The organism is Bradyrhizobium sp. UFLA05-125 (assembly GCF_059803515.1).
In genome coordinates this window covers 1-20899 of record NZ_JBANBJ010000005.1, presented here as the reverse complement: position 1 = coordinate 20899, position 20899 = coordinate 1, and the positions used below count along the sequence as shown (strand labels likewise).

General features: G+C 64.7%; 23 protein-coding genes and 1 pseudogene. 10 read left to right on the top strand and 14 right to left on the bottom strand.

What is annotated here, in order from left to right:
• Positions 1–171: 171 nt before the first annotated feature.
• Positions 172–465 (top strand): annotated as a pseudogene (locus tag SO156_RS07705) (hypothetical protein); the annotation flags it as partial.
• Here SO156_RS07705 and SO156_RS07700 read toward each other — a convergent pair.
• Together SO156_RS07700 and SO156_RS07695 are read right to left on the bottom strand one after the other, a co-directional pair.
• Entirely contained in the window at positions 462–602 is a 141-nt protein-coding gene (locus tag SO156_RS07700; RefSeq protein WP_458151017.1) for a hypothetical protein, read from the bottom strand. The pseudogene SO156_RS07705 and the gene SO156_RS07700 overlap by 4 nt on opposite strands.
• 30 nt (positions 603–632) lie before the next feature.
• On the bottom strand, positions 633–1349 hold the full coding sequence (locus SO156_RS07695; RefSeq protein ID WP_498534390.1) for a TetR/AcrR family transcriptional regulator: 717 nt from the start codon (positions 1347–1349) through the stop codon (positions 633–635).
• A gap of 107 nt (positions 1350–1456) precedes the next feature.
• On the opposite strand from SO156_RS07695, the gene SO156_RS07690 reads away from it, so the two are divergent.
• The 5 genes from SO156_RS07690 (at position 1457) to SO156_RS07670 (ending at position 5107) form a co-directional block, all read left to right on the top strand.
• Positions 1457–2857 carry a carotenoid oxygenase family protein gene (locus SO156_RS07690; RefSeq protein ID WP_458151015.1) on the top strand — a complete coding sequence of 467 codons (1401 nt, stop codon included), beginning with the start codon at positions 1457–1459 and terminating at the stop codon, positions 2855–2857.
• 133 nt (positions 2858–2990) lie between these two features.
• Positions 2991–3473, top strand: coding sequence for an MAPEG family protein (locus tag SO156_RS07685; RefSeq protein ID WP_458151014.1), 483 nt, complete (start codon positions 2991–2993; stop codon positions 3471–3473).
• A 77-nt stretch (positions 3474–3550) separates the two neighbouring features.
• The gene (locus tag SO156_RS07680; protein WP_498534389.1) at positions 3551–4123 is read left to right on the top strand and encodes a hypothetical protein; all 573 of its coding nucleotides are present in this window, start codon (positions 3551–3553) and stop codon (positions 4121–4123) included.
• A 15-nt stretch (positions 4124–4138) separates the two neighbouring features.
• Positions 4139–4693, top strand: coding sequence for an inner membrane-spanning protein YciB (locus SO156_RS07675; protein ID WP_498534388.1), 555 nt, complete (start codon positions 4139–4141; stop codon positions 4691–4693).
• Positions 4694–4810: 117 nt separating this feature from the next.
• Positions 4811–5107, top strand: coding sequence for a hypothetical protein (locus SO156_RS07670; RefSeq protein ID WP_458151011.1), 297 nt, complete (start codon positions 4811–4813; stop codon positions 5105–5107).
• Positions 5108–5220: 113 nt separating this feature from the next.
• Here the strand turns inward: SO156_RS07670 and SO156_RS07665 are convergent, their stop codons facing one another.
• The gene (locus tag SO156_RS07665) at positions 5221–7176 is read right to left on the bottom strand and encodes a DEAD/DEAH box helicase (RefSeq protein ID WP_498534387.1); all 1956 of its coding nucleotides are present in this window, start codon (positions 7174–7176) and stop codon (positions 5221–5223) included.
• 134 nt (positions 7177–7310) lie between these two features.
• Positions 7311–8966, bottom strand: coding sequence for a fumarate hydratase (locus SO156_RS07660; protein WP_498534386.1), 1656 nt, complete (start codon positions 8964–8966; stop codon positions 7311–7313).
• A 251-nt stretch (positions 8967–9217) separates the two neighbouring features.
• On the opposite strand from SO156_RS07660, the gene SO156_RS07655 reads away from it, so the two are divergent.
• The 3 genes from SO156_RS07655 (at position 9218) to SO156_RS07645 (ending at position 10739) form a co-directional block, all read left to right on the top strand.
• The gene (locus SO156_RS07655; RefSeq protein ID WP_458151008.1) at positions 9218–9697 is read left to right on the top strand and encodes a hypothetical protein; all 480 of its coding nucleotides are present in this window, start codon (positions 9218–9220) and stop codon (positions 9695–9697) included.
• Positions 9698–9809: 112 nt separating this feature from the next.
• Complete coding sequence (locus SO156_RS07650; protein WP_498534385.1) at positions 9810–9983, top strand: hypothetical protein; 174 nt, start codon at positions 9810–9812, stop codon at positions 9981–9983.
• An 81-nt stretch (positions 9984–10064) separates the two neighbouring features.
• The gene (locus SO156_RS07645; RefSeq protein WP_498534384.1) at positions 10065–10739 is read left to right on the top strand and encodes a methyltransferase family protein; all 675 of its coding nucleotides are present in this window, start codon (positions 10065–10067) and stop codon (positions 10737–10739) included.
• Position 10740: 1 nt separating this feature from the next.
• Here the strand turns inward: SO156_RS07645 and SO156_RS07640 are convergent, their stop codons facing one another.
• The 10 genes from SO156_RS07640 to flgB all read right to left on the bottom strand — a co-directional run bounded on the left by SO156_RS07640 (position 10741) and on the right by flgB (position 19877).
• Positions 10741–11448 carry a glutathione S-transferase gene (locus tag SO156_RS07640; RefSeq protein WP_498534383.1) on the bottom strand — a complete coding sequence of 236 codons (708 nt, stop codon included), beginning with the start codon at positions 11446–11448 and terminating at the stop codon, positions 10741–10743.
• Positions 11449–11590: 142 nt separating this feature from the next.
• Complete coding sequence (locus tag SO156_RS07635) at positions 11591–12280, bottom strand: lectin (protein WP_498534382.1); 690 nt, start codon at positions 12278–12280, stop codon at positions 11591–11593.
• Positions 12281–12428: 148 nt separating this feature from the next.
• Positions 12429–13400, bottom strand: coding sequence for a Tim44 domain-containing protein (locus tag SO156_RS07630; RefSeq protein ID WP_498534381.1), 972 nt, complete (start codon positions 13398–13400; stop codon positions 12429–12431).
• Between the two features lie 149 nt (positions 13401–13549).
• The gene (cckA, locus tag SO156_RS07625) at positions 13550–16126 is read right to left on the bottom strand and encodes a cell cycle histidine kinase CckA (protein ID WP_498534380.1); all 2577 of its coding nucleotides are present in this window, start codon (positions 16124–16126) and stop codon (positions 13550–13552) included.
• Positions 16127–16279: 153 nt separating this feature from the next.
• Positions 16280–17359 carry a flagellar biosynthesis protein FlhB gene (flhB, locus tag SO156_RS07620; RefSeq protein WP_458151689.1) on the bottom strand — a complete coding sequence of 360 codons (1080 nt, stop codon included), beginning with the start codon at positions 17357–17359 and terminating at the stop codon, positions 16280–16282.
• A 176-nt stretch (positions 17360–17535) separates the two neighbouring features.
• Entirely contained in the window at positions 17536–18306 is a 771-nt protein-coding gene (gene fliR, locus SO156_RS07615) for a flagellar biosynthetic protein FliR (protein ID WP_458151690.1), read from the bottom strand.
• A 17-nt stretch (positions 18307–18323) separates the two neighbouring features.
• Complete coding sequence (gene fliQ / locus SO156_RS07610) at positions 18324–18587, bottom strand: flagellar biosynthesis protein FliQ (RefSeq protein ID WP_007612284.1); 264 nt, start codon at positions 18585–18587, stop codon at positions 18324–18326.
• Positions 18588–18702: 115 nt separating this feature from the next.
• The gene (gene fliE, locus SO156_RS07605) at positions 18703–19011 is read right to left on the bottom strand and encodes a flagellar hook-basal body complex protein FliE (protein WP_458151692.1); all 309 of its coding nucleotides are present in this window, start codon (positions 19009–19011) and stop codon (positions 18703–18705) included.
• 17 nt (positions 19012–19028) lie between these two features.
• Complete coding sequence (flgC, locus tag SO156_RS07600; RefSeq protein WP_498534379.1) at positions 19029–19454, bottom strand: flagellar basal body rod protein FlgC; 426 nt, start codon at positions 19452–19454, stop codon at positions 19029–19031.
• Positions 19455–19472: 18 nt separating this feature from the next.
• Positions 19473–19877 (bottom strand): flagellar basal body rod protein FlgB, encoded by a 405-nt coding sequence (gene flgB / locus SO156_RS07595; protein WP_458151694.1) that lies wholly within the window; start codon positions 19875–19877, stop codon positions 19473–19475.
• A 350-nt stretch (positions 19878–20227) separates the two neighbouring features.
• Between flgB and SO156_RS07590 the strand changes: the two genes are divergently transcribed.
• Positions 20228–20899: flagellar biosynthetic protein FliO (locus SO156_RS07590; protein WP_498534378.1), on the top strand; the 672-nt coding region annotated here is incomplete at its 3' end.

The window sequence follows — 20899 nt, the reverse complement described above, 5'->3', positions numbered from 1 at the left end:
CGTTTGAACCTTCCCCACAGTGAACACGTCTGAATGGGGGGAAGTTCCGCGTCATGAGGACTTCATCGTGAAGCATGTCACACTTGGATGCCTGACTGCGCTGCTGGTTTGTGCCGCGCTTGATCAGGCCGGCGCCCAATCCTTCGGCAGCACCTACACCTCAACCTCGCCGAATGGCGCGCCGAGGGCACCAAACCGTTCGCCATCATCCAGCGCTGGCATATCGCCGACGGCGCCGATCCCGACGAGCAGGGGCGACCGAACACCAAGGCGATGCTCGCGGTGACGCGGCTGCCGCCGGGCCCGGTCTGCCATGTCGCCTATGTCGACGTGACGGCGAACGCGAACGCCAACGAGCTGGCGCAGCAGGCCGCCGACCGATATGCGCGCGACTTCACATGCGGCAAGGACGAGGTGAAGGTGATCGGCACCAGTGGACGCGCGATCGAGCTTGCGACGCGCTAGGCCTTGTTCTTCGCGCGGCGATAGCGAGCCAGCAGGCGCTCGCCCTTGGCCGCGATGCGCCGTGCTGCCGCGACCGTTTTCGGCACCGGCTCGCCCCAGGCATGGGCGGAGAGCGGATGCCGCGTCGGCCGACGCACGACGATGGCAAGGGTTGCGGTCCCGAGCGATCAGGAGGGCGGCAGCTTCCCGTGTGCCGCCGACTTCAGGATCGCCTCCAGAAGTTGCTCGGCCGTCGTGCCTTTCGGCAACCGCCCCAAAATATCCTCGAGCCGCCCGTCGAGCAGCAGCATGGTGAAGCCGTGCACCATCGACCAGGCGCGCGCGATGGCTGCAGCCTGGTCGAGCGTCAGCGTATCGCCGGTGATGCGCTCCTGCCGCATCGCGCCGATGGCATTGGCGAGCCCCGCGAACGAGGCATGCGCCGCCTCATGCAGCGAGGGCCTGGAATAATCCAGCCGTTCGGTGCGAAACATGATGCCGTACATGCCGGGATGGGCCTGCGCATAGGCGACATAGGCCTTGGGCCGTGCCAGCGCCTGCTCCAGCGGCGTCCTGGCGACATCGCAGGCCGAGGCCATCGCCGCGTTGAACTGGCGGAAGCCGACCGCGGCGAGCTCGCTGACGAGGCCGGTGAGATCGCCAAAATGATGGGTCGGCGCGGCATGCGACACCCCCGCCTCGCGCGCCACGGCACGCAGCGTCAGGCCGGCGAGCCCGTCGCGTTCCAGCACGCTTTCCGCCGCCTTCAGCAACGCCTCGCGCAGGGCACCATGATGATAGGGCGTCTCGGCCTTTGGGCTCGCGGCGCGCCGCGGCCGCTCCTTCGCGGCGGATGACGGCGCTTTTCTGGGGCGGGCACGGCGGGTGATTTCGGTCTTGGCCATGAAGGGCGTTATATGACGTCATTTTGACAGTGTAAAGATTTCGCTTGACCGGGGTCTGAAGCGGCACTAGCGTATCTTTACGTTGTAAAGATACGGGAGGATCCGCCATGCAGCAGGACGCGTTCAGCCACCCACCGGCAAATCGTGCGCCGATCCCATTCGAGGCCGACGCGCTGTTCCTCAAGGTCGTCGGCGAGTTGCCGCGCGAATTGAACGGGACGCTCTATCGCAACGGCCCCAATCCACAGTTCGACGTACCCGGCGCGCACTGGTTCGTCGGCGACGGGATGCTGCACGCCTTCCATCTCGAAAATGGCCGCGCGAGCTACCGCAACCGCTGGGTCCGTACCCCGAAATGGCAGGCCGAGCATGATGCCGGCCGCGCATTCTTCGGCAAGGGCTTCGGCAGCAAATTGCCGGATGCGCCTGCGCATGTGACCGACGGCGGCGTCGCCAACACCAACGTCATCTTCCACGCCGGCAAGCTGCTCGCGCTCGAGGAAGGTCATCTGCCGACCGAGATCGAGCCCGGCACGCTCGCCACGCGCGGCTATTGCAACTACCAGGGCCGCGTCGCCGGCCCCTTCACCGCACATCCGAAGATCGATCCCCTAACCGGCGAGATGGTGTTCTTCGGCTACAATGCGAGCGGCCCGCTCACGCCCACCCTCTCCTACGGCGCGATCGACGCTAGCGGCAAGGCGACTCGCCTTGCGCGTTTCGAGGCGCCCTATGCCAGCATGGTGCACGACTTCATCGTCACCGAGAACCACGTGATGTTTCCGATCCTGCCCATCACCGGCAGCATGGAGCGCGCGATGAAGGGCCGGCCGCCCTACGCCTGGGAGCCGGAGAAAGGCGCCTATGTCGGCGTTATGAAGCGCAATGGAAAACCAGAGGACATTGCCTGGTTCCGCACTGAAGCCTGCTACGTCTTCCACGTCATGAACGCCTGGGAGGACGGCAACCGCATCGTCGCCGACGTCATGCAGTTCGAGGAGGCGCCGCTGTTTCCGCATCCCGACGGCAGGCCGACCAATCCCGACAAATCATTCGCGCGCCATTGCCGCTGGACCTTCGATCTCACCGGGAATACTGACCGCTTCCAGCAGACCTATCTCGACGATCTCACCGGCGAATTCCCGCGCGTCGATGACCGTCGCGCAGGATTGAAGACCAACCACGGCTGGTACGCCTGCGCCAACCCAAGGCTGCCGATGTTCGCCGCGCTGTCCGGCATCGTGCATGTCGATGGTGCGGGAAAACGCCTCGGCCATTATCTGCTGCCGGCCGGCGACAGCATCTCGGAGCCGGTGTTTGTCGAGCGCGCCAAGGATGCCGCGGAAGGCGATGGCTGGCTGCTCGCGGTAATCTGGCGCGCCCGCGAGAACCGGAGCGATCTCGCCGTGTTCAACGCCACCGACGTCGAGGCCGGCCCCGTGGCGCTCGTGCAGCTCGGCCACCGCGTGCCCGACGGCTTTCACGGCAACTGGGTTGGGGCGGCCTAGACCCCATCCGCTGTCATTTCGGGACGGGGCGAGCGAAGCGACGAGCCAGGAATCCACGCGCGATGGATTCCGGGCTCGCGCCAAATGGCGCGCCCGGAATGACGATCGTTTGCGCGTCACGAGGGAGCCTCAAATGCACATGCCAGCCATCACTGCCTTCTATCTCGCCATCCTCGCCCTGCTCTACGCCGTCCTCGCGCTTCAGGTGATCCGGCTGCGGCGGAGCAACAAGGCCGCCTTCAGCGATGGCGGCAACACGAGCTTGCGCAACGCGATCCGCGCCCACGCCAATTTCATGGAGTATGTTCCGATCATTACGCTGATGGTCGCCATGATCGAAATGTCCGGCGCATCAGCACTGCGCGTTCACCTCCTGATGGGCGCACTGCTGGTGTCGCGGCTGATCCATCCCCTCGGCCTGTCCGCCGCGCCGAACTCGCTGCGATTTCAGATCGGCCGCGTCGGCGGCATTTTCATCACCATCAGCCTGTTGATCACCTGTGCCTTGACCATCCTGTCGCGGCTGCCCTGGCGCGATTTCGCCGAAGAAGCGTCGGCGCAAGCCATTGCGGCAATTCACTTTTTACAGGTCATTCACATCATTTTGACGCTGTAAAGATTTCTCTTGACCCTTGCCTTGGCCTGAACTATTGATCTTTACACTGTAAAGATACAGCCTGATCGAGGCGGCTCATGACAATCTTCCTGATCCTCGCTCCCTACGGCGCCTTCGGCTTCTTGATGTTCCTGACATCGGCAAAGGTCAGCGTGTTCACGGCCTCCGCGATCTGCCTTGCCACCATCGCAATCGACGTTGTCTTCGGCCGCTCGGTGAAGATCCTCGCCGCCGGATCGGCGATCCTGTTCGCCGGCATCGGTATCTATCTCGCGCTGCTCAATCCCCTGCTGAGCGCGCTCGCGGTGAAGTTGTCGGTCGATGCCGGCATCTTCGTGATCTCGCTCGGCTCGATGCTGGCCCGCCACCCGTTCACGCTACAATACGCCCTCGAAGAGGTCCCTGCCGAGACGGCGGCAATGCCCGGTTTCCTGCGCGCCAACTACATCATTACCGCCGCATGGACCGCAGCAGCGCTGTTGATGATGGCCTCCAACGTCGTGCTGCTCTATGTGCCGGGCCTGCCGATCTGGTCAGGCCTCGCGGTGGCGTTTGCCGCCCGCAATAGCGCGATGTATTTCACCAAATGGTATCCCGAGTACCGCAAGACCAAATACGGTACGCCCGTCAGCGCACTGCCCTCCTCCTAACCGACAGGACCGACGATGAAGGACGTATTCGCCCGCCTCGCCTCCGATTTCCTCTCGACCATCGTCTTCCTCGTCGTCTATCTCATCACCGACAACATCATCCTGGCGACGTCGGTGGCGATTGCAGGCGCGATCGCGCAGGTGATCTACGCCCGCGTCAATGGCAAATCACTCGGCTACATGACCTACGCATCGCTCGCGCTCGTCATCGTGCTCGGCACTGTCACCATCCTCACCCAGGATCCGCGCTTCGTGCTGGCAAAGCCCTCGATCGCGCATTTTGCGATCGGCGCGATCATGCTCAAGCGCGGCTGGATGTTGCGCTACATGCCGGCGCGCGTGACCGACGTCATTCCGGAATATGTCACCGCCGCAGGCTATGCCTGGGCCGCGCTGATGTTCGCGCTCGGCGCCGGCACGATCGCGGTCGCCGCGACCGGCGACCTCAAATTGTGGGCCTTCTACGTCTCGGTCGTCGCCGTCGGCGCCAAGATCGCGGCGTTCGCCATCCAATACGTCATCTTCCGCATCATCATCACCGGCCGCCTTCGCGCCGCCGCCCGCGCCTGACCGTCGCACCCATAAGACAGGGTTGGGCAGGCGCTGCGAGTTGGGCTATAGGCTTCGCCTCTAGGCTAGGCCGCGGAGGGTCGCGGCGCGCCGGAAAAGTCAGAACGGGAGACAGGAATGGCCGTCGACGGAAACTGGAATATTGTCTTGAGCACACCCATGGGCGACCGCAACACGACCCTCACGCTGAAGAGCGCGGGAAGCGCGCTCACGGGCACGCAAGGTGCCGAGGGCGAATCTGGCGAAATCTTCGACGGGAGCGTTGACGGCGACGATGTCGCCTGGAAAATCTCGATCACCAACCCGATGCCGCTGACGCTCGCTTTTTCCGGCAAGGTTTCCGGCGACAGCATCTCCGGCGAAGCGAGCATCGGCCCGATGGGTAGCTTCCCCTTCACCGGCACGCGGGCCTAGCCGCCCCCTTGCACTCATGCGCGCTCTTTGCTGCGACGGCAGCGGGGAGCAGTGCAGGTGACAAAGATCCGGCGTAGCGCGCAGGGCGCGCTCGCCCTCTGTTCGGCAACAAGTCAGCCGCGACGATCCTTCCTTGCCTTCTTTCCGCGCGCACCCTTCGCAGGCCATGCACTTGCCTGGTGCGGCTGGCCGACTTGGCCCGGCTTGCTCCGGTGCTTCTTCTTCCCGAATTCCGGATTGCTTTCGAATTTCGACCCGCCGTCGGTGCGCGGCTTGCCGCGTTGCTTCGGAGTTGCCGGGTCACGGGAATCGTCACGGCGACGAGCGCCGTGATCGATGTCACCGGCCTCGCGCCGGGGCGCGTGCGTGCGCTTGTCCGAAGGCACGTGGCCCTTTGGAGCGTCTGCCATCGGCTCGATGCGGATGCTGTCTTCCTTGTCCGGACGCCGGATCTTGACGGCGAAGGATTCCGCGACCCGCTCGGAAATCTCGAACTCGGTGGTGGTGTCCATGATCCGGATGGCGCCGATGTCGCGCTTGTCGATGCCGCCGCGACGGCAAATCATCGGCAAGAGCCAGCGCGCCTCCGCATTCTTTCTTCGTCCAATGGCGGCGCGGAACCATACGCTGGCCTCCGCCATGCCGTGACGCGACGATGATTTTCCCGTCTTCGATCGGGGCCCTGCGGGACGGTCATCGCCGCGCGAGGTTCTCGCGTTGTCTCGACCGCGCCCATCGCGCGGCCGGCCGCTCCCCTCACCGGGATCGAGAATGTCTTCGGGCGAAGGAAGCCGCGCGCGATAGAGACGCGCGAGCGCCGCGGCGATATCCTCAGGCGACCGCTCAGCAAGCAGGGCCCTTGCGAGCATCAGATCGTCGGAAGTCGTCTCCTCTGTGAACACCGCATCCTTGAGCATGCGCTCGTGATCGAGCTTGCGGATCTCATCTGCCTGCGGAGCCGTGCCCCAGACGGCGTCAGTGCCGGACAGGTTCAGCAGCAGTTCCGCACGCCGTCGCCGTGCGGGCGGCACCAGCAGGACGCTGACACCCTTCCGGCCTGCACGGCCGGTGCGGCCCGAGCGATGCTGCATGACCTCCGCGTCATTCGGCAGATCCGCATGAATGACGAGGTCGAGGCTCGGCAGATCGATGCCGCGCGCCGCCACGTCGGTCGCCACGCAGACGCGGGAACGTCCGTCCCGCAACGCCTGCAGAGCCTGGGTTCGCTCGTTCTGCGTCAACTCGCCGGAGAGCGCGACAACGGAAAAACCACGCTCGAGCAGCGCCGCCTGCAAATGCCTGACGGCGTCTCTCGTGTTGCAAAACACGAGTGCGCTTGGTGACTCGAAAAAACGCAACACGTTGACGACCGCGTGCTCGACATCGCCAGGAGCGATCCGGATGGCGCGGTACTCGATATCGGCATGCCCGCCTTCGTCGCCGGCGACCTCGATCCGGAACGCCTGTTGCTGATATTGCTTTGCCAGCGCGACGATGCCACGCGGAAAGGTTGCCGAGAACAACAACGTGCGGCGCGTCTCCGGCGTGGTCTCGAGGATGAATTCCATATCCTCGCGAAAACCGAGATTGAGCATCTCGTCGGCCTCGTCGAGAACGACGGTCTTCAATTCCGAGATGTCGAGATGGCCGCGCCGCAGGTGATCGCTCAATCGGCCGGGCGTCCCGACCACGATGTGAGCGCCGGCGGCAAGCTCGCGCTGTTCGCGGCGCGGATCCATGCCGCCGACACAGGAGACGACGCGCCCATCCGCAAATTGATAGAGCCATGCGAGCTCGCGCTGGACCTGCAAGGCTAGCTCACGGGTGGGCGCGACGATCAAGGCAAGCGGTGCGGCAGCCCGCTCGAAGCGCTCCAGGCTGCCGAGCAGATTCTTTGCCATGGCGAGCCCGTAAGCAATGGTCTTGCCCGAGCCCGTCTGTGCCGAAACGAGCAGGTCGCGGTCAACGGCTTCGTCGGCAAGCACGGCGATCTGAACAGGGGTCGGCCGGTCGTAGTTGCGCTCGGCGAGAGCGCGAGCAAGCGGCGGACTTGTGGTCGGGAATGACACGAGATGAATAGCCTTGGTTGGTTCAGGCCGAGATGGTCCGGCCGAACGAAACGAAGCCGCGCGCCCGGCCGAGGCGCGGCCGAACGCGTGGCGACTTGATCAGGATGCTTTGCGAGCTCTTACGAGGACGCGTGCTAGCCCAGGTTCAACTCCTTGAAGAAGTCGTTGCCCTTGTCGTCGATGATGATGAACGCCGGGAAATCGACTACTTCGATTCGCCAGATCGCTTCCATGCCGAGCTCTGGATATTCGAGCACCTCGACCTTCTTGATGCAGTGCTCGGCGAGGTTCGCCGCCGCGCCGCCGATCGAGCCGAGATAGAAGCCGCCGTACTTCTTGCAGGCCTCGCGCACCGCCGGCGCGCGGTTACCCTTGGCGACCATCACCATTGAGCCACCCGCGGCCTGGAACTGGTCGACGAAGGAATCCATACGGCCCGCCGTGGTCGGACCGAACGCGCCGGAGGCGTAACCCTCGGGCGTTTTCGCGGGACCCGCGTAATAGACCGGATGGTTCTTGAAATAATCCGGCAGCGGCTCGCCCTTCTCGAGCCGCTCACGCAGCTTGGCATGCGCGGAATCGCGCGCGACGATCATGGTGCCGGTCATCGAGACCCGCGTCTTGATCGAATATTTCGCGAACGTCGCCAGAATGTCCTTCATCGGCTGGTTGAGATCGATCTTGACGACCTCGCCGCCAAGCGTCTCTTCGACCTGCGGCAAATATTGCGCCGGATTGTGCTCGAGCTCCTCGAGATAGATGCCGTCCTTGGTGATCTTGCCGAGCACCTGGCGGTCGGCCGAGCAGGACACGCCAAGTCCGATCGGGAGCGAGGCGCCATGGCGCGGCATGCGGATCACGCGCACGTCGTGGCAGAAATACTTGCCGCCGAACTGCGCGCCGACGCCCAGCGACTGCGTCATCTTGTGGATTTCCTGCTCCATCTCGACGTCGCGGAAGGCGTTGCCGTCCGGCGAGCCATGGGTCGGCAGCGCGTCGAGATAGCGGGCGGAGGCGAGCTTCACCGTCTTCATGCAGAGCTCGGCCGAGGTGCCGCCGATCACGATCGCAAGGTGATAGGGCGGGCACGCCGCGGTACCCAGCGTCAGCACCTTCTCCTTGAGGAAGGCGAGCAGCCGATCCTTGGTGAGCACCGAGGGCGTCGCCTGGAACAGGAAGCTCTTGTTGGCGCTGCCGCCGCCCTTCGCCATGAACATGAACTTGTAGGCGTCGTCGCCCTCGGCGTAGATCTCGCACTGCGCCGGCATGTTGTTGGCGGTATTCTTCTCCTCATACATCGACAGCGGAGCGACCTGCGAGTAGCGCAGGTTGCGGCGCAGGTACGCATCGCGCGCACCTTCCGACAGCGCCGCCTCATCCTCGCCGTCGGTGATGACGTTGCAGCCCTTCTTGCCCATGATGATCGCAGTGCCGGTGTCCTGGCACATCGGCAGGACGCCGCCCGCCGCGATATTGGCGTTCTTCAGGAAGTCGAGCGCGACGAACTTGTCGTTCGGGCTGGCCTCGCCGTCTTCCAGGATCGCGCGAAGCTGCTTCAGATGCCCCGGCCGCAAATAGTGGTTGATCTCGCCGAAGGCCGCTTCCGACAGCGCCCGCAGCGCCTCGCGCGACACCACCAGCATGTCCTTGCCGAGCACCTTTTCGACCCGCACGCCTTCGCTCGAAACCTTCTTGTAGGGCGTCTCGTCCTTGCCCAGCGGAAACAGCGGGGTGTGCTTGTAGGGCGGAACGGGCTGGGACTGGTCGGGAAAGGCGGTGGGAGCGTTCATGGGGGCGATCTCGGGTTTTCGGAGCCCTCTTGCAGGCCCTGGCATGGAAGCGTTCTAAGCGCATTTTGGGCGCAAAAGGAAGGGAGCTCTGTGCCGTCCGGCCATCCGGATTCGCTATCCTGGTCCGGGCGTTCCGGCCCCTGTCGTGCGGCGGTCACGGTTCACTGCTCCAGCACAACCCACGCCGGGTTGCACCCCTTGCACTTCGGTCTCGCCGACGGTTGAATGCGCCCCCGAAGGGGCTTTTCATCATGACATTGAACTTGAACGTCCGCGGCGCGATTCTGGCCGCCGCCGCCATCTCCGGCCTTGCCGTCCTCGCCTCCCCCGCCCGTGCGGACCAGTGCGACGACATCGCAAAGCAACTTGCCAGTGGCGTCGATGGGCTGAAGGTCAACTTCAAGGCCGCCAACATCATCTATCTCACTCACCCGGCGGCGAAGGAATTGTCGCTGGGCTGCCGCGCGCAGGGACAGACCTATTCCAACGAGCTCTATGCCAAGGGCGAGCGACGGCCGACGCCGCAGTTCTACGATCTGGTCGCCTCTGCGGCGGCGATCATCTTCACGCTGCCGAAGGACGACACCTCGACCGGTGCGACGCGTTGCCTGAAACGCATGGGCCTTTTGCGCGGCGACAAGGTGGCGATGCGCTACAAGCGGCTGAACATGGAGTGCACACGCACCAAGACCGAAGCCTCGATCGCGATCACGCGGCCGAAGGACGAGTGAGCGGGAAGCGCAAGCGCGCCCAGGATTCCCTCGCATTTTAACGATCTGCTTCACGGAAGTTTCGGCTCCCGCGAGTCATGTTCGCGTGTTTCAATCTGTGAGGATTTGCGTGATGAGCGTTTCCAGTGTTGCGCCGCCGCCGATCGGGATCGTGGTGCCGAACTACGACACGACCAAGCAGCAGGACGACCAGGCCAAGACCAACGATTCCGATTCCAGCTATCAACCGCCGCCGGCTCCGCCGTTGCCGCCGGGCCAGGGCACGCGGATCGATCAGTACGCCTAACCCCGGGCTCTCGCCCGCCTTCAGCCGCATCTTCGCCAGATAGCGGCACTAGCATCATGTGCGAGCTGCAGGGAAACGCGCATGATCGCAAGGCTGCTCTTGCAGAACTCGATCGTCGTCATCGCGATGGGCGCGCTGCTGTTTGCGGGCGCCGGCACGCTCGATTGGCACGGTGCATGGGTGATGCTGATCACCTCCGCCCTGCTCGGCCCGGTCTGCGGCTGGTGGCTGCACCGGCTCGATCCGGCGCTGCTCGCCGAACGCCTCCGACCCGTCATCCAGAAGGATCAGCCGGCCGCCGACAAGATCTTCATGGCCGTGTTCATCCTGGCGATGTTGGTCTGGCTGGTCGCGATGGGCCTGGAACGGCGCTATCGCGCCTCCGACATGCCGCTTGCGTTGCAGGCGCTCGGCTTCGTGCTGTACCTCGCCTCGACCGCCTTCACGCTATGGGTGTTTCGCGAGAACTCCTTCGCCGCACCCGTGGTGAAGCTGCAAACCGAGCGCGCGCAGCACGTGGTCTCGACCGGACCCTACGCCCATGTGCGGCATCCCATGTACAGCGGCATGGTGCTGTTCTTCCTCGGCGTGCCGCTGCTGGTCGGCTCATGGTGGGGCGTTGCGATGCTGCCGCTGTTCGTCGTGCTGTTCGCGATCCGCATCCGCATCGAGGAGCGCACGCTGATCCTGGGCCTTCCAGGCTATGCCGACTACGCGCTGCGCGTGCGCCATCGGCTGCTGCCCGGCGTCTGGTAGCTTACGCGTCGAGCTCCTTGTAGCGGCGGAAGATGCCCTGCTCGTTGAATGCAATGCGGCGCTCGCTTGCGAGATAGGCCTTGATGTTCGGCCGGGCCGCGACGCGGTCGCGCAAGGCGACAAGGCCGGGGATATCCTTTTCGAAGGCGCGCATGCGCTTTGGAAACGCATAGCGCAGGCCGTCGACGATCTGGAACAGCGAGAGATCGACATAGGTCAGCCTGCGGCCGGTGACGTGGATACCGCCATTGGCATCGAGCAGCTCCTCGAAATAGCCGAGATATTTCGGCACGCGCTCCTTCCAGAGCTCGGCCGTGCGCTTCTTCGCAGCCGGCCGCGCGTCCTCGTAATAGAGCGATGGCCCGAGCGGATGATGGGTGTCGTGGATCTCCAGCACGAAATCGGCGATCGTGAGCTGGAGCTGGTGCACCCACAATTTGCCGGCCTCGGTCTTTGGCGCGAGGCCGTGGCGGCTGCCGAGATAAAGCAGGATGTTGGCGGTCTGGCCGATGACGCGTTTGCCGGCTTTCAGGAACGGTGGCGCAAAGGGCGGCGTTCCGCCCTGCGCATCCATCATCTTCATCATCGCAGCCGTTCCGCGCTGCCCGCGCACCACGTCGACATAGGCCGCCTTCGCCTCCTCCAGCGCCAGCCGCACATATTCGCCGCGGCCCTGGATCTCGGGCCAGTAATAGAGCTCGTATTTCATGAGGGGCAGTCCTGTGATTGGGCTGATGCGAGCGTAGCACGCGATCCCAAACACCGTCATTCCGGGGCGATCCGAAAGGACCGAACCCGGAATCTCAAGATTCCGGGTTCGATGCTTCGCATCGCCCCGGAATGACCTTCGGTCAGTTCGCAGCGAAGCAGTACAGCAGCCCGTCACCGCCGGTGCTCTTCAGGTCGGCCTGCGAGCAGCCGCCATCCGGTCCGCGCGAGGGATGCGAGCTGTTCCAGGATTTCGAGGGCTCGTCGTCGCGCAGGCCCCGGCGATCGAGATGGCCGACCATCGCGGCGCCTTGCGTGCTCGACGTCCAGTTCTTGCAGGTGCGATCGTCCGGACCGGCAAACGCGGTACCGTCGGGTTGCGATCCCGTCAGGACGTCGTGGCGGTTCGGCTGGTCGCCAACACCATTGATCCCCTCGCCTTTCTCCGTCAGCGCAGTCTGCTTGGTGAGATTGTTGGCGGGGCTGTGCAGGTCGGCAACGTCCTTGGCGATCACGGCGCCCTTCGCATTCTGCCACGGCCCCTTGCCGATGCGATCGCGCGCGTTGACGGCCGGCTTGCCGTCGACGGCCTGTGTCGAGAGATACGCGTGCCAGGTCTTGGTGCCTGCGCCGGCGGATTGGGCGAGCTTCTGGCATTGCGCGTCCGCGCCATCGAGGCCGCCGAGATCGGCGCCCTTGCCGGGACCGCTGGAGGTCACGAAGAAGGTCATGCCGGCCGATTGCGCCAGCGCGGACGGCGCCGCGAGCAAGGCGAGCGCAGCTACGGCGAACGCGAGGCTGGGGAACGTCGTCGTTCTCTCGAAACGGGTCATCGCTTCCTCCGGTTGTGCTTGTATTTTGGCCGCCGCCTGACTCGAACCCGACGCGCGCCGCATTATTCCGCCGCCGTGACGCGAAGTACCCAAACAAAAAGGCGCCGTGCCGCAGCACGACGCCCTTGTTCCCTCATTTGCGAACCGATCAGTTGGTCTGCTGGATCGCCGACAGTTCCCAGTTGCTGCCGGGCCGGCGCGCGAAGGTCCAGACCTCCGTGACTTCGCTCGGCTGCTCGCTGCCGGCGACGATCGCGCCGGTGTTGCGATCGACCGTCTTGTCGGTCAGCGCAAAGCGCATCGCGACGGTGGCATAGTCGGTGACGTCCTCGCGCCAGGCTTCCGCCAGGTCGCCCTGCAACAGCTTTACGTTCGAAACCTTGTTGACGACGTTGCGGGCGCGGTTCTCAGCCAGATCCTTCTCGAAATAGGCGACCATTTCCGGCGTCGCGAGCGTATGCAGTTTTGCAACGTCCTCGCTCGACCAGGCGGCCTGGATATCCCCGAGCAGGCGCTCGAAGCTCTCGTAGTCGGCCGGCTGGATTTCCAGCGGCGCGTTGTTGGCGCCGAGCCCGAAACCAAGTCCGCTGCGATAGCTTGGCTGCGGACCGCTGCCGGCACCGGCGCCGGCATAGGCCGCCTGCGGCGTGTGACGGCGCTGCCACCAGGACATCGCCATCCGCACCAGGAACACCACCAGCACGATCTGGAGGATCAGGCCGAGGATCGACGACAGGCCGCCGAGACCACCGAACAGGCCGCCACCGAACAACAGGCCGAACAAGCCGGCGCCGATGAAGCCCGCCGCGAGCCCGCGCAGCATGCCGCCGCCCGGACGATTGAACAGGCCGCCACCCATCGGCGCGGTCGAGTTCGCGCCCGGCTGACTATAGGTGCGATTGAACGGTGTGGCCGTGCCCGGGGCGGTCGAGGTCGACGGCGGCGCGGAGAAGGTGCGCGAACCGCGCGAGCCCGACGAGAAGCCGCCACCGACGCGGGCGTCGGCGGAAGTGATCGCGAGCGCGGTCGGCAGCGCCAGCGCCAGCACGACGGCCATCGTCTTCACGAGACTGCGGCTGCGTAACGAGAAATTCATGTGCGTTTCCCAAATCCCCGGCATGGGGAAGTGTCCCTAAGATGGGCAGCGGAACGCAAAAGTGAAGCCAGTATCGGAACCTCAGGCTGCGGCCCTCAGTCGCGGGATGGTGCGGAATTACCCCTTTCGTCGCGGGCGCCCTACCGTCGGAGCCCCCTTACGAGATCAGAACCTCACCCCGCCTTCATCGTCTCCTTCACGGCCGCGACAAGCTGGCTCAGCGTGAACGGCTTTGGCAGGAAGTCGAACTGCTGTCCTTCGGGCAGGCTCTTCTCGAAGGCATCCTCGGCATAGCCGGAGACGAAGATGAACTTGATGTCGGGGTTCTTCTCCCGCATCGCCTTCAGAAGCGTCGGACCATCCATCTCCGGCATCACCACGTCGGAGACGACGAGATCGATCGCGCCGCTCTGCTCGTCCAGAACCTCCATGGCCTCGACGCCGTTCTCGGCCTCGACCACGGTGTAGCCGCGTGAGCGCAGGCCACGCGCGTTCAGGGCGCGCAGGCCCTCCTCGTCCTCCACGAGCAGGATGGTGCCCTGCCCAGTGAGGTCGGTCCGCGGCTTTGCTTCGGTCGCAGGCGCTTCCTTGGCCGCGCCGTTCGTCGGGGCGGCGCCGGTCGCCGGCGCCTCGACCTGCGCTTCGGGTTCGGCATGATGGCGGGGCAGGAAGATGTGGAACGAGGTGCCCTTGCCCGGCTCGGAATCCACGTAGATGAAGCCGCCGGTCTGCTTGACGATGCCGTACACGGTGGACAGCCCGAGGCCCGTACCCTTGCCGACCTCCTTGGTCGAGAAGAACGGCTCAAAGATCTTGTCGCGGATGTCGGCGGGGATGCCGGTGCCGGTGTCGGCGACCTCGATCCGCACATAGTCCGCCGCCGGCATGCCCTTATAGGCGAGCTTGCCCGCTTCGTCCGTGGCGACGTTGGCGGTGCGGATGATCAGCTTGCCACCGTCGGGCATCGCATCGCGCGCGTTCACGGCGAGATTGACGATGACCTGCTCGAACTGGGAGACGTCGACCTTCACCGGCCAGAGGTCGCGGCCGTGGACGAGATCGAGCTTCACCTTCTCGCCGATCAGCCGGCGGAGCAGCATGGTGAGATCGGAGAGCGCATCGCCGAGATCGAGCACCTGCGGCCGCAGCGTCTGCCGGCGCGAGAACGCAAGCAGCTGCCGCACCAGGGTCGCAGCCCGCGTCGCGTTCTGCTTGATCTGCATGATGTCCTGGAACGACGGATCGGTCGGCTTGTGCGCGTTGAGCAGGAAGTCGTTCGCCATCATGATGGCGGACAGCACGTTGTTGAAGTCGTGGGCGATGCCGCCGGCGAGCTGGCCGACCGTCTCCATCTTCTGCGACTGGTTGATCTGGTTCTCCAGCGCGCGCCGCTCGGTGGTCTCGAGCATGTGCACGATCGCGGCCTCGGCGTCGTTCTCGCCCTCGTCGACCGGCGTAACGAAGAACTGCCCCCAGCGCTCCTTCGTTCCCTCCAGCGCCACCTCGACCGGCGCGATGTCGCCCTTCCCTTCGGCGGCTTGGTTGATCGCCGCGATCAGCAGGTTCCGATCGCGCGAATTGATCGCGCGGAAGATTGACCTGGCGGCGCTGTCGAGGCCAAGGCCCTGCGCCAGCTTGGCGTAACGCGCATTCGCCCGCACCACATTGCCGCCGCGATCGACGGTGGCGATCGCCATTGGCGTGTGGTCGAAGAAGCGCATGAAGCGCACCTCGGCGGCGCGGTCGGGATCGCTGCGCTCGTCGCGGGCGCGGCTGATCACGAGGGTGCGCGACGGGCCCGGCGTGCCGTCGGCTCCGAAGGCCAGCTTGTGATAGAGCCGCACTGGCATGGTCCTGCCGGTGCGCATGCGCAGGTCGATGTCGAAGACTTCCGTCTTCACTTCGCCCGGCACCGCCACGATCGAGGTCAGCAGCGAGGCGCCGTCGCCGGAGACGATGTCGGTGAGCTTGAGGCCGCCCGAGCCGATCTCGGCAAGATCATAGTCGAGCCAGTTGGCGAGCGTCGCGTTGACGTAAGCGAGCTCGCCGGCAGGATTGACCGAGAAGAAGCCGCACGGCGCGTGATCGAGATATTCGATCGCGTGCTGCAGCTCCTGGAACACGTCCTCCTGGCGCTCGCGGTCGCGCGTGATGTCGGCGATCGACCACACCGCATATCTGGCCTCGCGCTTACCCGTACCGAGTGGACGCACCCGCATGCGCAGCCAGCGACCCTGGCTGCCGTCATGGCCGGAGATGCGCACCTCCTCCTGCTGCCGTTTGCCTTCGCGGGCGGCCTTCAGCAGGCGGAAAACGGCCTCCGACACATCGGGGTTGCCGATGAAGACGCGCTCGACGGGCCGCACGTCCTGCGGACCGGAAGCGCCGGTCATGGTCAAGTAGGCCGCGTTGGAATAGACGACATGGCCGCGCGGATCGGTCACCGCGAGCCCGTCAAAGGCATGATCGGAGATGCGCGCAATGATGGGATCGTCGAGATTGCGGTCGGCGAAACGGACGATGCCGGCCGCAAAGGCGAACAGGTTGAACAGACCAACCATCGCCAACACGGCGAGAATGCCGAGGATGTAGGGCTGCGCCTGCGTCCGGCCGAGCGTCATCAGCCCGACGGCAACTGCCACGAGCGTCGCCGCCACCAGGAACACCAACGCGATGCTGCCCGAGCGCTGCGGCGGCTCATGCACCGCAACAGGCTCGCGTGACAGGTTGTGGTCGGTCTCAGCGGTCATCCCAGGTCAGCGCAGCCTGTTGACAGGAAAAGAACGCGCGAATTGCGCAACGGACCCTCCCTGCCTGAATCGGACCCGCAGGCGCAAGGGCGGCAGGGGCGAAACGTACGCTGATTCCCAGGTTACGGCCATTTCCGGTACTTTTCGGGTGTTTTATTGCCGTCCGGCGCCGAATCCGCGCTTCAGCCGCATGACGTAACCGATGACCTCGGCGACAGCATGGTAGTGCTCGACCGGGATTTCCTGGTCGATCTCGACGGTGGCATAGAGCGCGCGCGCCAGCGGTACGTTCTCGACGATTGGAATGTCGTGGTTGCGGGCGACCTCCCTGATCTTGAAGGCGAGATTGTCGACGCCCTTGGCGACGCAGATCGGCGCCTGCATGCCACGCTCGTAGGACAGCGCCACCGAGTAGTGGGTCGGGTTGGTGATGATCACGGAGGCCTTGGGAACCGCCGCCATCATGCGCTTCTTGGCGCGCTGCAGGCGGAGCTGCCTGACCTTGCCCTTGATGTGCGGGTCGCCTTCGGACTGCTTGAACTCTTCCTTGATCTCCTGGAGCGACATCTTCTGCCGCTGGAACCAGCTGCGATATTGGAAGAAATAGTCTGCGATGGCGATGATGGCGAGCGCCGCGACCACCGCGCCGAGCAGATGGATGGTCATGCTGGTGGTGACGCCCAGCATGGCGGACGGATCGAGCTTGACCATCGACTCCACGCGATGCCGCTCCGGCCACAGGATCATGGTCATGACCGCACCGAGCACGATCAGCTTGCCGATGCCTTTGAGAAAGTTCGCCGCTGCCTGCTTGCCGAAAATGCGCTTGAGGCCGGCTGCAGGCGAAAGCTTGCTGAATTTGGGTTTCAGGGATTCGGCCGACCACACCAGGCGGTGCTGGAGCATGTTGCCCGCGATCGCCGCCAGCACCAGCATCAGCAACGGCACGCCGACCGCGGCGACCACCGCGAGCTCGATCTGCTGCATCAGCGCAAGCAGGTTCCCCCCGTCGGTCTTGATCATCCAGGAATTGGCGAGCAGGTTGCGCATCGGCGTCACCAGCCCGCTGCCGACCGAGCCCGAGAAAGTCGAGATCACGAGCGTGCCGCCCGCGATCATGAACCAGGTGTTGATCTCCTGGCTCTTGGCGACGTCGCCACGCTCGAGCGCTTGCTCAAGACGTTTTTGTGTCGGGTCTTCTGTTTGGCTCTCGGGATCGTTGTCGTCCGCCACGTAGCGCCCACTTTCCGAAGTTCGTCACTTTCGCGGCCCCCGTGCACGAACTTCGGAAAGCAGAAGGGCGCTACAAGACTTCAGTTTGGGTAGTGCCGCTTATCGATTTGAAGTTCCTCACAGAACTCGCGGCAAACACTGGAGGAACTTCAAATCGGCGGCACTAGGGATTCCTCTTACTTAAGCGGCATCATCTGGTGCATCACACCGATGAAATAGTCGAGGAAGGTGCCCATCAGCGCCGTGAGCACCACGGCGAGCACGAGGAAACCGGCGAAGATCGAGAGCGGCACGCCGACGAAATAGACCTGCATCTGCGGCATCAGCCGCGCCAGCACGCCAAGCCCGATATTGAAGACGAGGCCGAACACCAGGAACGGCCCGGAGAGCTGCAAGCCCAGCCGAAACGCGGCAGCGAAGGCGCGCGTCGCCAGCGAAGCGACGTCGCCGCTCGACATGGTCTCGCCCGGCGCGAAGATCGCATAACTGTCGTTGAGCGCGGCAATCACGAGGTGATGGCTATCGGTCGCAAACAGCAGCGTCACGCCCAGCATGGTCAGGAAGTTGCCGACCAGCACACCCTGCTGGCCCTGCGTCGGATCGACTGAGGTGACGAAACCAAGCCCCATCTGCTGCGCGATCACGGCGCCGGCGACCTGGAGGGCGGCGAGCGTCACGCGTGCGGTCGCACCCAGCACGATGCCGATCGCGATCTCATGCAGCATCAAAACCAGGAGCGAGGCTATCGAGCCCATGTCGACATGGTAGGCGTTGCGATGCAGCGGCAGGATGATCAGCGTGAGCAGCAGCGCGATCGACAGTTTGACGCGCGTCGGGATATTGGTCTCGCCGAGCCCCGGCAGCAGCATCACCATCGCGCCGACCCGGGCGAAGGCGAGCATGAAGGCCGCGGCGAGCGCCGGCAGCAGCGAGACGTCGATGCGCATGGTTTACGCATACTGCCTCAGCCGCCGATGATTCGCGACGATATCCGCAGCATGTGGGAATGAAGCGCGTCGGCCATGAAGGGCAATGCCAGCAGCATGGTCGCGAAGATCGCGAGGATTTTCGGCACGTAGATCAGGGTCTGCTCCTGGATCTGCGTCAGCGCCTGGAACAGTGACACCACGACACCAACCACGAGCCCCACCACCATCAGCGGCGACGATACGATCACGATCGTCCAGATCGCATCGCGGGCGACATCAAGCGTCTCAGGTCCGGTCATTTTGATTCTCGCTTTACAACCCACTCAGTCATTCCGGGCCGCGCGCAGCGCGAACCCGGAATCTCGAGATTCCGGGTTCGGTGCTTCGCACCGCCCCGGAATGACGTGACGAAAATCAGATCGCCATCTTCATGATGTCTTCGTAGGACTGGATCACCCGGTCGCGCACCGACACCAGCGTCGACACGGCGACGTCGGTTTCCGCCACCGCCGTCACCACGTCCATCACGTTGGCTTTGCCACTCGCCATGGCCACGGTCTGCGCATCGGATTTGTGGCCGGATTCCATGACGCTGCCGATGGAGTCCTTGAGCAGCGCGGCGAAGGACGGACCGCTCGTCTCCGATCCCTTCCCGGCAGCGCTGTTTTCCAGCACGCGCGCGAGGTTGGCATAGGCATTGGCGGCAATCGTCGGTGAAGCCATGGCTTTGAGCCTCCTGTTCAGGCCTTGAGGATGTCGAGCGTGCGCTGGATCATTCGGCGCGTCGCACTGATGATGTTGAGATTGGCTTCATAGGACCGCTGCGCGTCGCGCATGTCGGTCATTTCGACCACCGAGTTCACGTTCGGATATTTGACGTTGCCGCTCGCGTCGGCGGCCGGATTGTTCGGCTCGTATTTGACGCGGAAGTTGGACTGGTCGGACTTGATCTTGCCGAGGGTGACGACTTGCGCGTCTAGCGTGCGGTCGAGCGCAGAGGAGAAGGTCGGCACCTTGCGCCGGTAGGGATCGCCGCCGGCGGCCTGGGAGGTGGAGTCTGCGTTGGCAATGTTCTCCGAGATCACCCGCATGCGGCCGGCCTGGGCGCGCAGGCCGGAGGTCGCAATCGCCATCGAGCGGGCAAAGTCGCTGCTGTCGTTCGCCATGATGCGCCTCCGCTAGCTCTAGCCTTTGCCGATCGCGGTCTTCAGAAGGTGCAGGCTCTTGGAGTAGAGCGAGGTCGCGGCCGCGTAATCCATCTGGTTCGAGGCGGACTTCATCATCTCCTCCTCGAGATTGACGGCGTTGCCCGCCGGGCGTGTCTCGAAGCCCGCATTCTTGTTCTGGTCGAAACTCGACGGCGCGCCTGACGGCGTCATGTGCGAGGCGCTGGTGCGGGCCATCGCGAGGGGCCCCATCGAGCCGGCGACCGCGCCGGTCTTGTCGAACTTGGGCTCGACCAGGTCGCGCGGCCGAAAGTTGGGCGTGTCGGAATTGGAGACGTTCTCGGACAGGACGCGCTGGCGTTCCTGGTGCCACTGCATCTTGGTGCGAAGCGCAGAGAGCACCGGAAGGTCGTTGATGGACATGGCTTGCGGCTCCTTGCCCCGGATCAGGCCCGGAGCTAGGCAGAATTTGCCGCGTGTATGGTTAACGGCTGGTTAAGATATCAGCGACAGATGTACCGCCCTGAAACGCCAAGGTTTCGCCCCCGTGATTCTACGCCTCCGAAACACTCGTTAACCCAATCGCTTGGCTCCGGGACAATCCCCAAGAAGTCGTTTTGGATCGGGCGATTCATGGGTTATTAAGAACTGGGGACGGCAGAACTTGCCGTAAGGTGTTAAGGGATCGAACTTCTGGGGCGTCGCGGGCTTGCGGTCGGGATGGATTTCGACCATTGGCCGCATGAGACAAGCGCCATTTGCCGGGGACAAGCATGCAAGGCCCTTTGACCTTTATCTTAGCGTTCATCGTCGTTCTGGCGCTGATCGGCTTGGCCGCGTGGCTGGTTCGCCGATTCGCCTCGAACCGGCTGGGCGCCAACACCCAGCGCGGCCGGATGCCGCGGCTTGCCGTGATCGACGCGGCCGCCGTGGATGGCCGCCGCCGCCTGGTGCTGGTCCGGCGTGACAATGTCGAACATCTCCTGATGATCGGCGGCCCGACCGACATCGTCGTCGAACCCAACATCGTGCGCGCGGCCGCGAGTCGCGATCAGCTGCCGCAACGGTCCGGGAATGCCGAGCCCCCGCGCCTCGCCCCGATGCCCGAACCTGCCGCTTGGGATGAGCCCGCGCCGCGCCCCGAATTGCTCGACCATCCCGAGCCGCAGATGCCCGAGCCACCGCCACGGCCCGCGCGCCCCTCCTTCGCCGACGAAGTGCGCAGGCCCGCGCCTGCGCTCGGCGAGCGCCGCAGCGACCCGCTCGCCGGTTTTTCGGCCGAGCCGATCGCGCCGCGTCCCGAGCGCGAGCCACAGGCGAGGGCCGAGCCGATGCCGCCGCGCGTCCCGCGCAGCGAACCGATGATGCCGCGTCCGCCGCGCCAGAGCGAGCCGATGAAGGTTCCACCCGTGCGGGCCGCCGCGCCGCCTCCGCCTCCCCCGGCG

Excerpts from the sequence above, each read along its gene's own strand:
- SO156_RS07660 (WP_498534386.1), bottom strand. The coding sequence starts at position 8,966 with ATGAACGCTCCCACCGCCTTTCCCGACCAGTCCCAGCCCGTTCCGCCC.
- SO156_RS07635 (WP_498534382.1), bottom strand. The coding sequence starts at position 12,280 with ATGACCCGTTTCGAGAGAACGACGACGTTCCCCAGCCTCGCGTTCGCC.
- SO156_RS07685 (WP_458151014.1), top strand. The coding sequence starts at position 2,991 with ATGCACATGCCAGCCATCACTGCCTTCTATCTCGCCATCCTCGCCCTG.
- SO156_RS07690 (WP_458151015.1), top strand. The coding sequence starts at position 1,457 with ATGCAGCAGGACGCGTTCAGCCACCCACCGGCAAATCGTGCGCCGATC.
- SO156_RS07645 (WP_498534384.1), top strand. The coding sequence starts at position 10,065 with ATGATCGCAAGGCTGCTCTTGCAGAACTCGATCGTCGTCATCGCGATG.
- fliQ (WP_007612284.1), bottom strand. The coding sequence starts at position 18,587 with ATGACCGGACCTGAGACGCTTGATGTCGCCCGCGATGCGATCTGGACG.
- SO156_RS07630 (WP_498534381.1), bottom strand. The coding sequence starts at position 13,400 with ATGCCGGGGATTTGGGAAACGCACATGAATTTCTCGTTACGCAGCCGC.
- SO156_RS07675 (WP_498534388.1), top strand. The coding sequence starts at position 4,139 with ATGAAGGACGTATTCGCCCGCCTCGCCTCCGATTTCCTCTCGACCATC.
- cckA (WP_498534380.1), bottom strand. The coding sequence starts at position 16,126 with ATGACCGCTGAGACCGACCACAACCTGTCACGCGAGCCTGTTGCGGTG.
- SO156_RS07640 (WP_498534383.1), bottom strand. The coding sequence starts at position 11,448 with ATGAAATACGAGCTCTATTACTGGCCCGAGATCCAGGGCCGCGGCGAA.
- fliE (WP_458151692.1), bottom strand. The coding sequence starts at position 19,011 with ATGGCTTCACCGACGATTGCCGCCAATGCCTATGCCAACCTCGCGCGC.
- SO156_RS07695 (WP_498534390.1), bottom strand. The coding sequence starts at position 1,349 with ATGGCCAAGACCGAAATCACCCGCCGTGCCCGCCCCAGAAAAGCGCCG.
- fliR (WP_458151690.1), bottom strand. The coding sequence starts at position 18,306 with ATGCGCATCGACGTCTCGCTGCTGCCGGCGCTCGCCGCGGCCTTCATG.
- flgC (WP_498534379.1), bottom strand. The coding sequence starts at position 19,454 with ATGGCGAACGACAGCAGCGACTTTGCCCGCTCGATGGCGATTGCGACC.
- flgB (WP_458151694.1), bottom strand. The coding sequence starts at position 19,877 with ATGTCCATCAACGACCTTCCGGTGCTCTCTGCGCTTCGCACCAAGATG.
- SO156_RS07655 (WP_458151008.1), top strand. The coding sequence starts at position 9,218 with ATGACATTGAACTTGAACGTCCGCGGCGCGATTCTGGCCGCCGCCGCC.
- SO156_RS07670 (WP_458151011.1), top strand. The coding sequence starts at position 4,811 with ATGGCCGTCGACGGAAACTGGAATATTGTCTTGAGCACACCCATGGGC.
- SO156_RS07680 (WP_498534389.1), top strand. The coding sequence starts at position 3,551 with ATGACAATCTTCCTGATCCTCGCTCCCTACGGCGCCTTCGGCTTCTTG.
- SO156_RS07650 (WP_498534385.1), top strand. The coding sequence starts at position 9,810 with ATGAGCGTTTCCAGTGTTGCGCCGCCGCCGATCGGGATCGTGGTGCCG.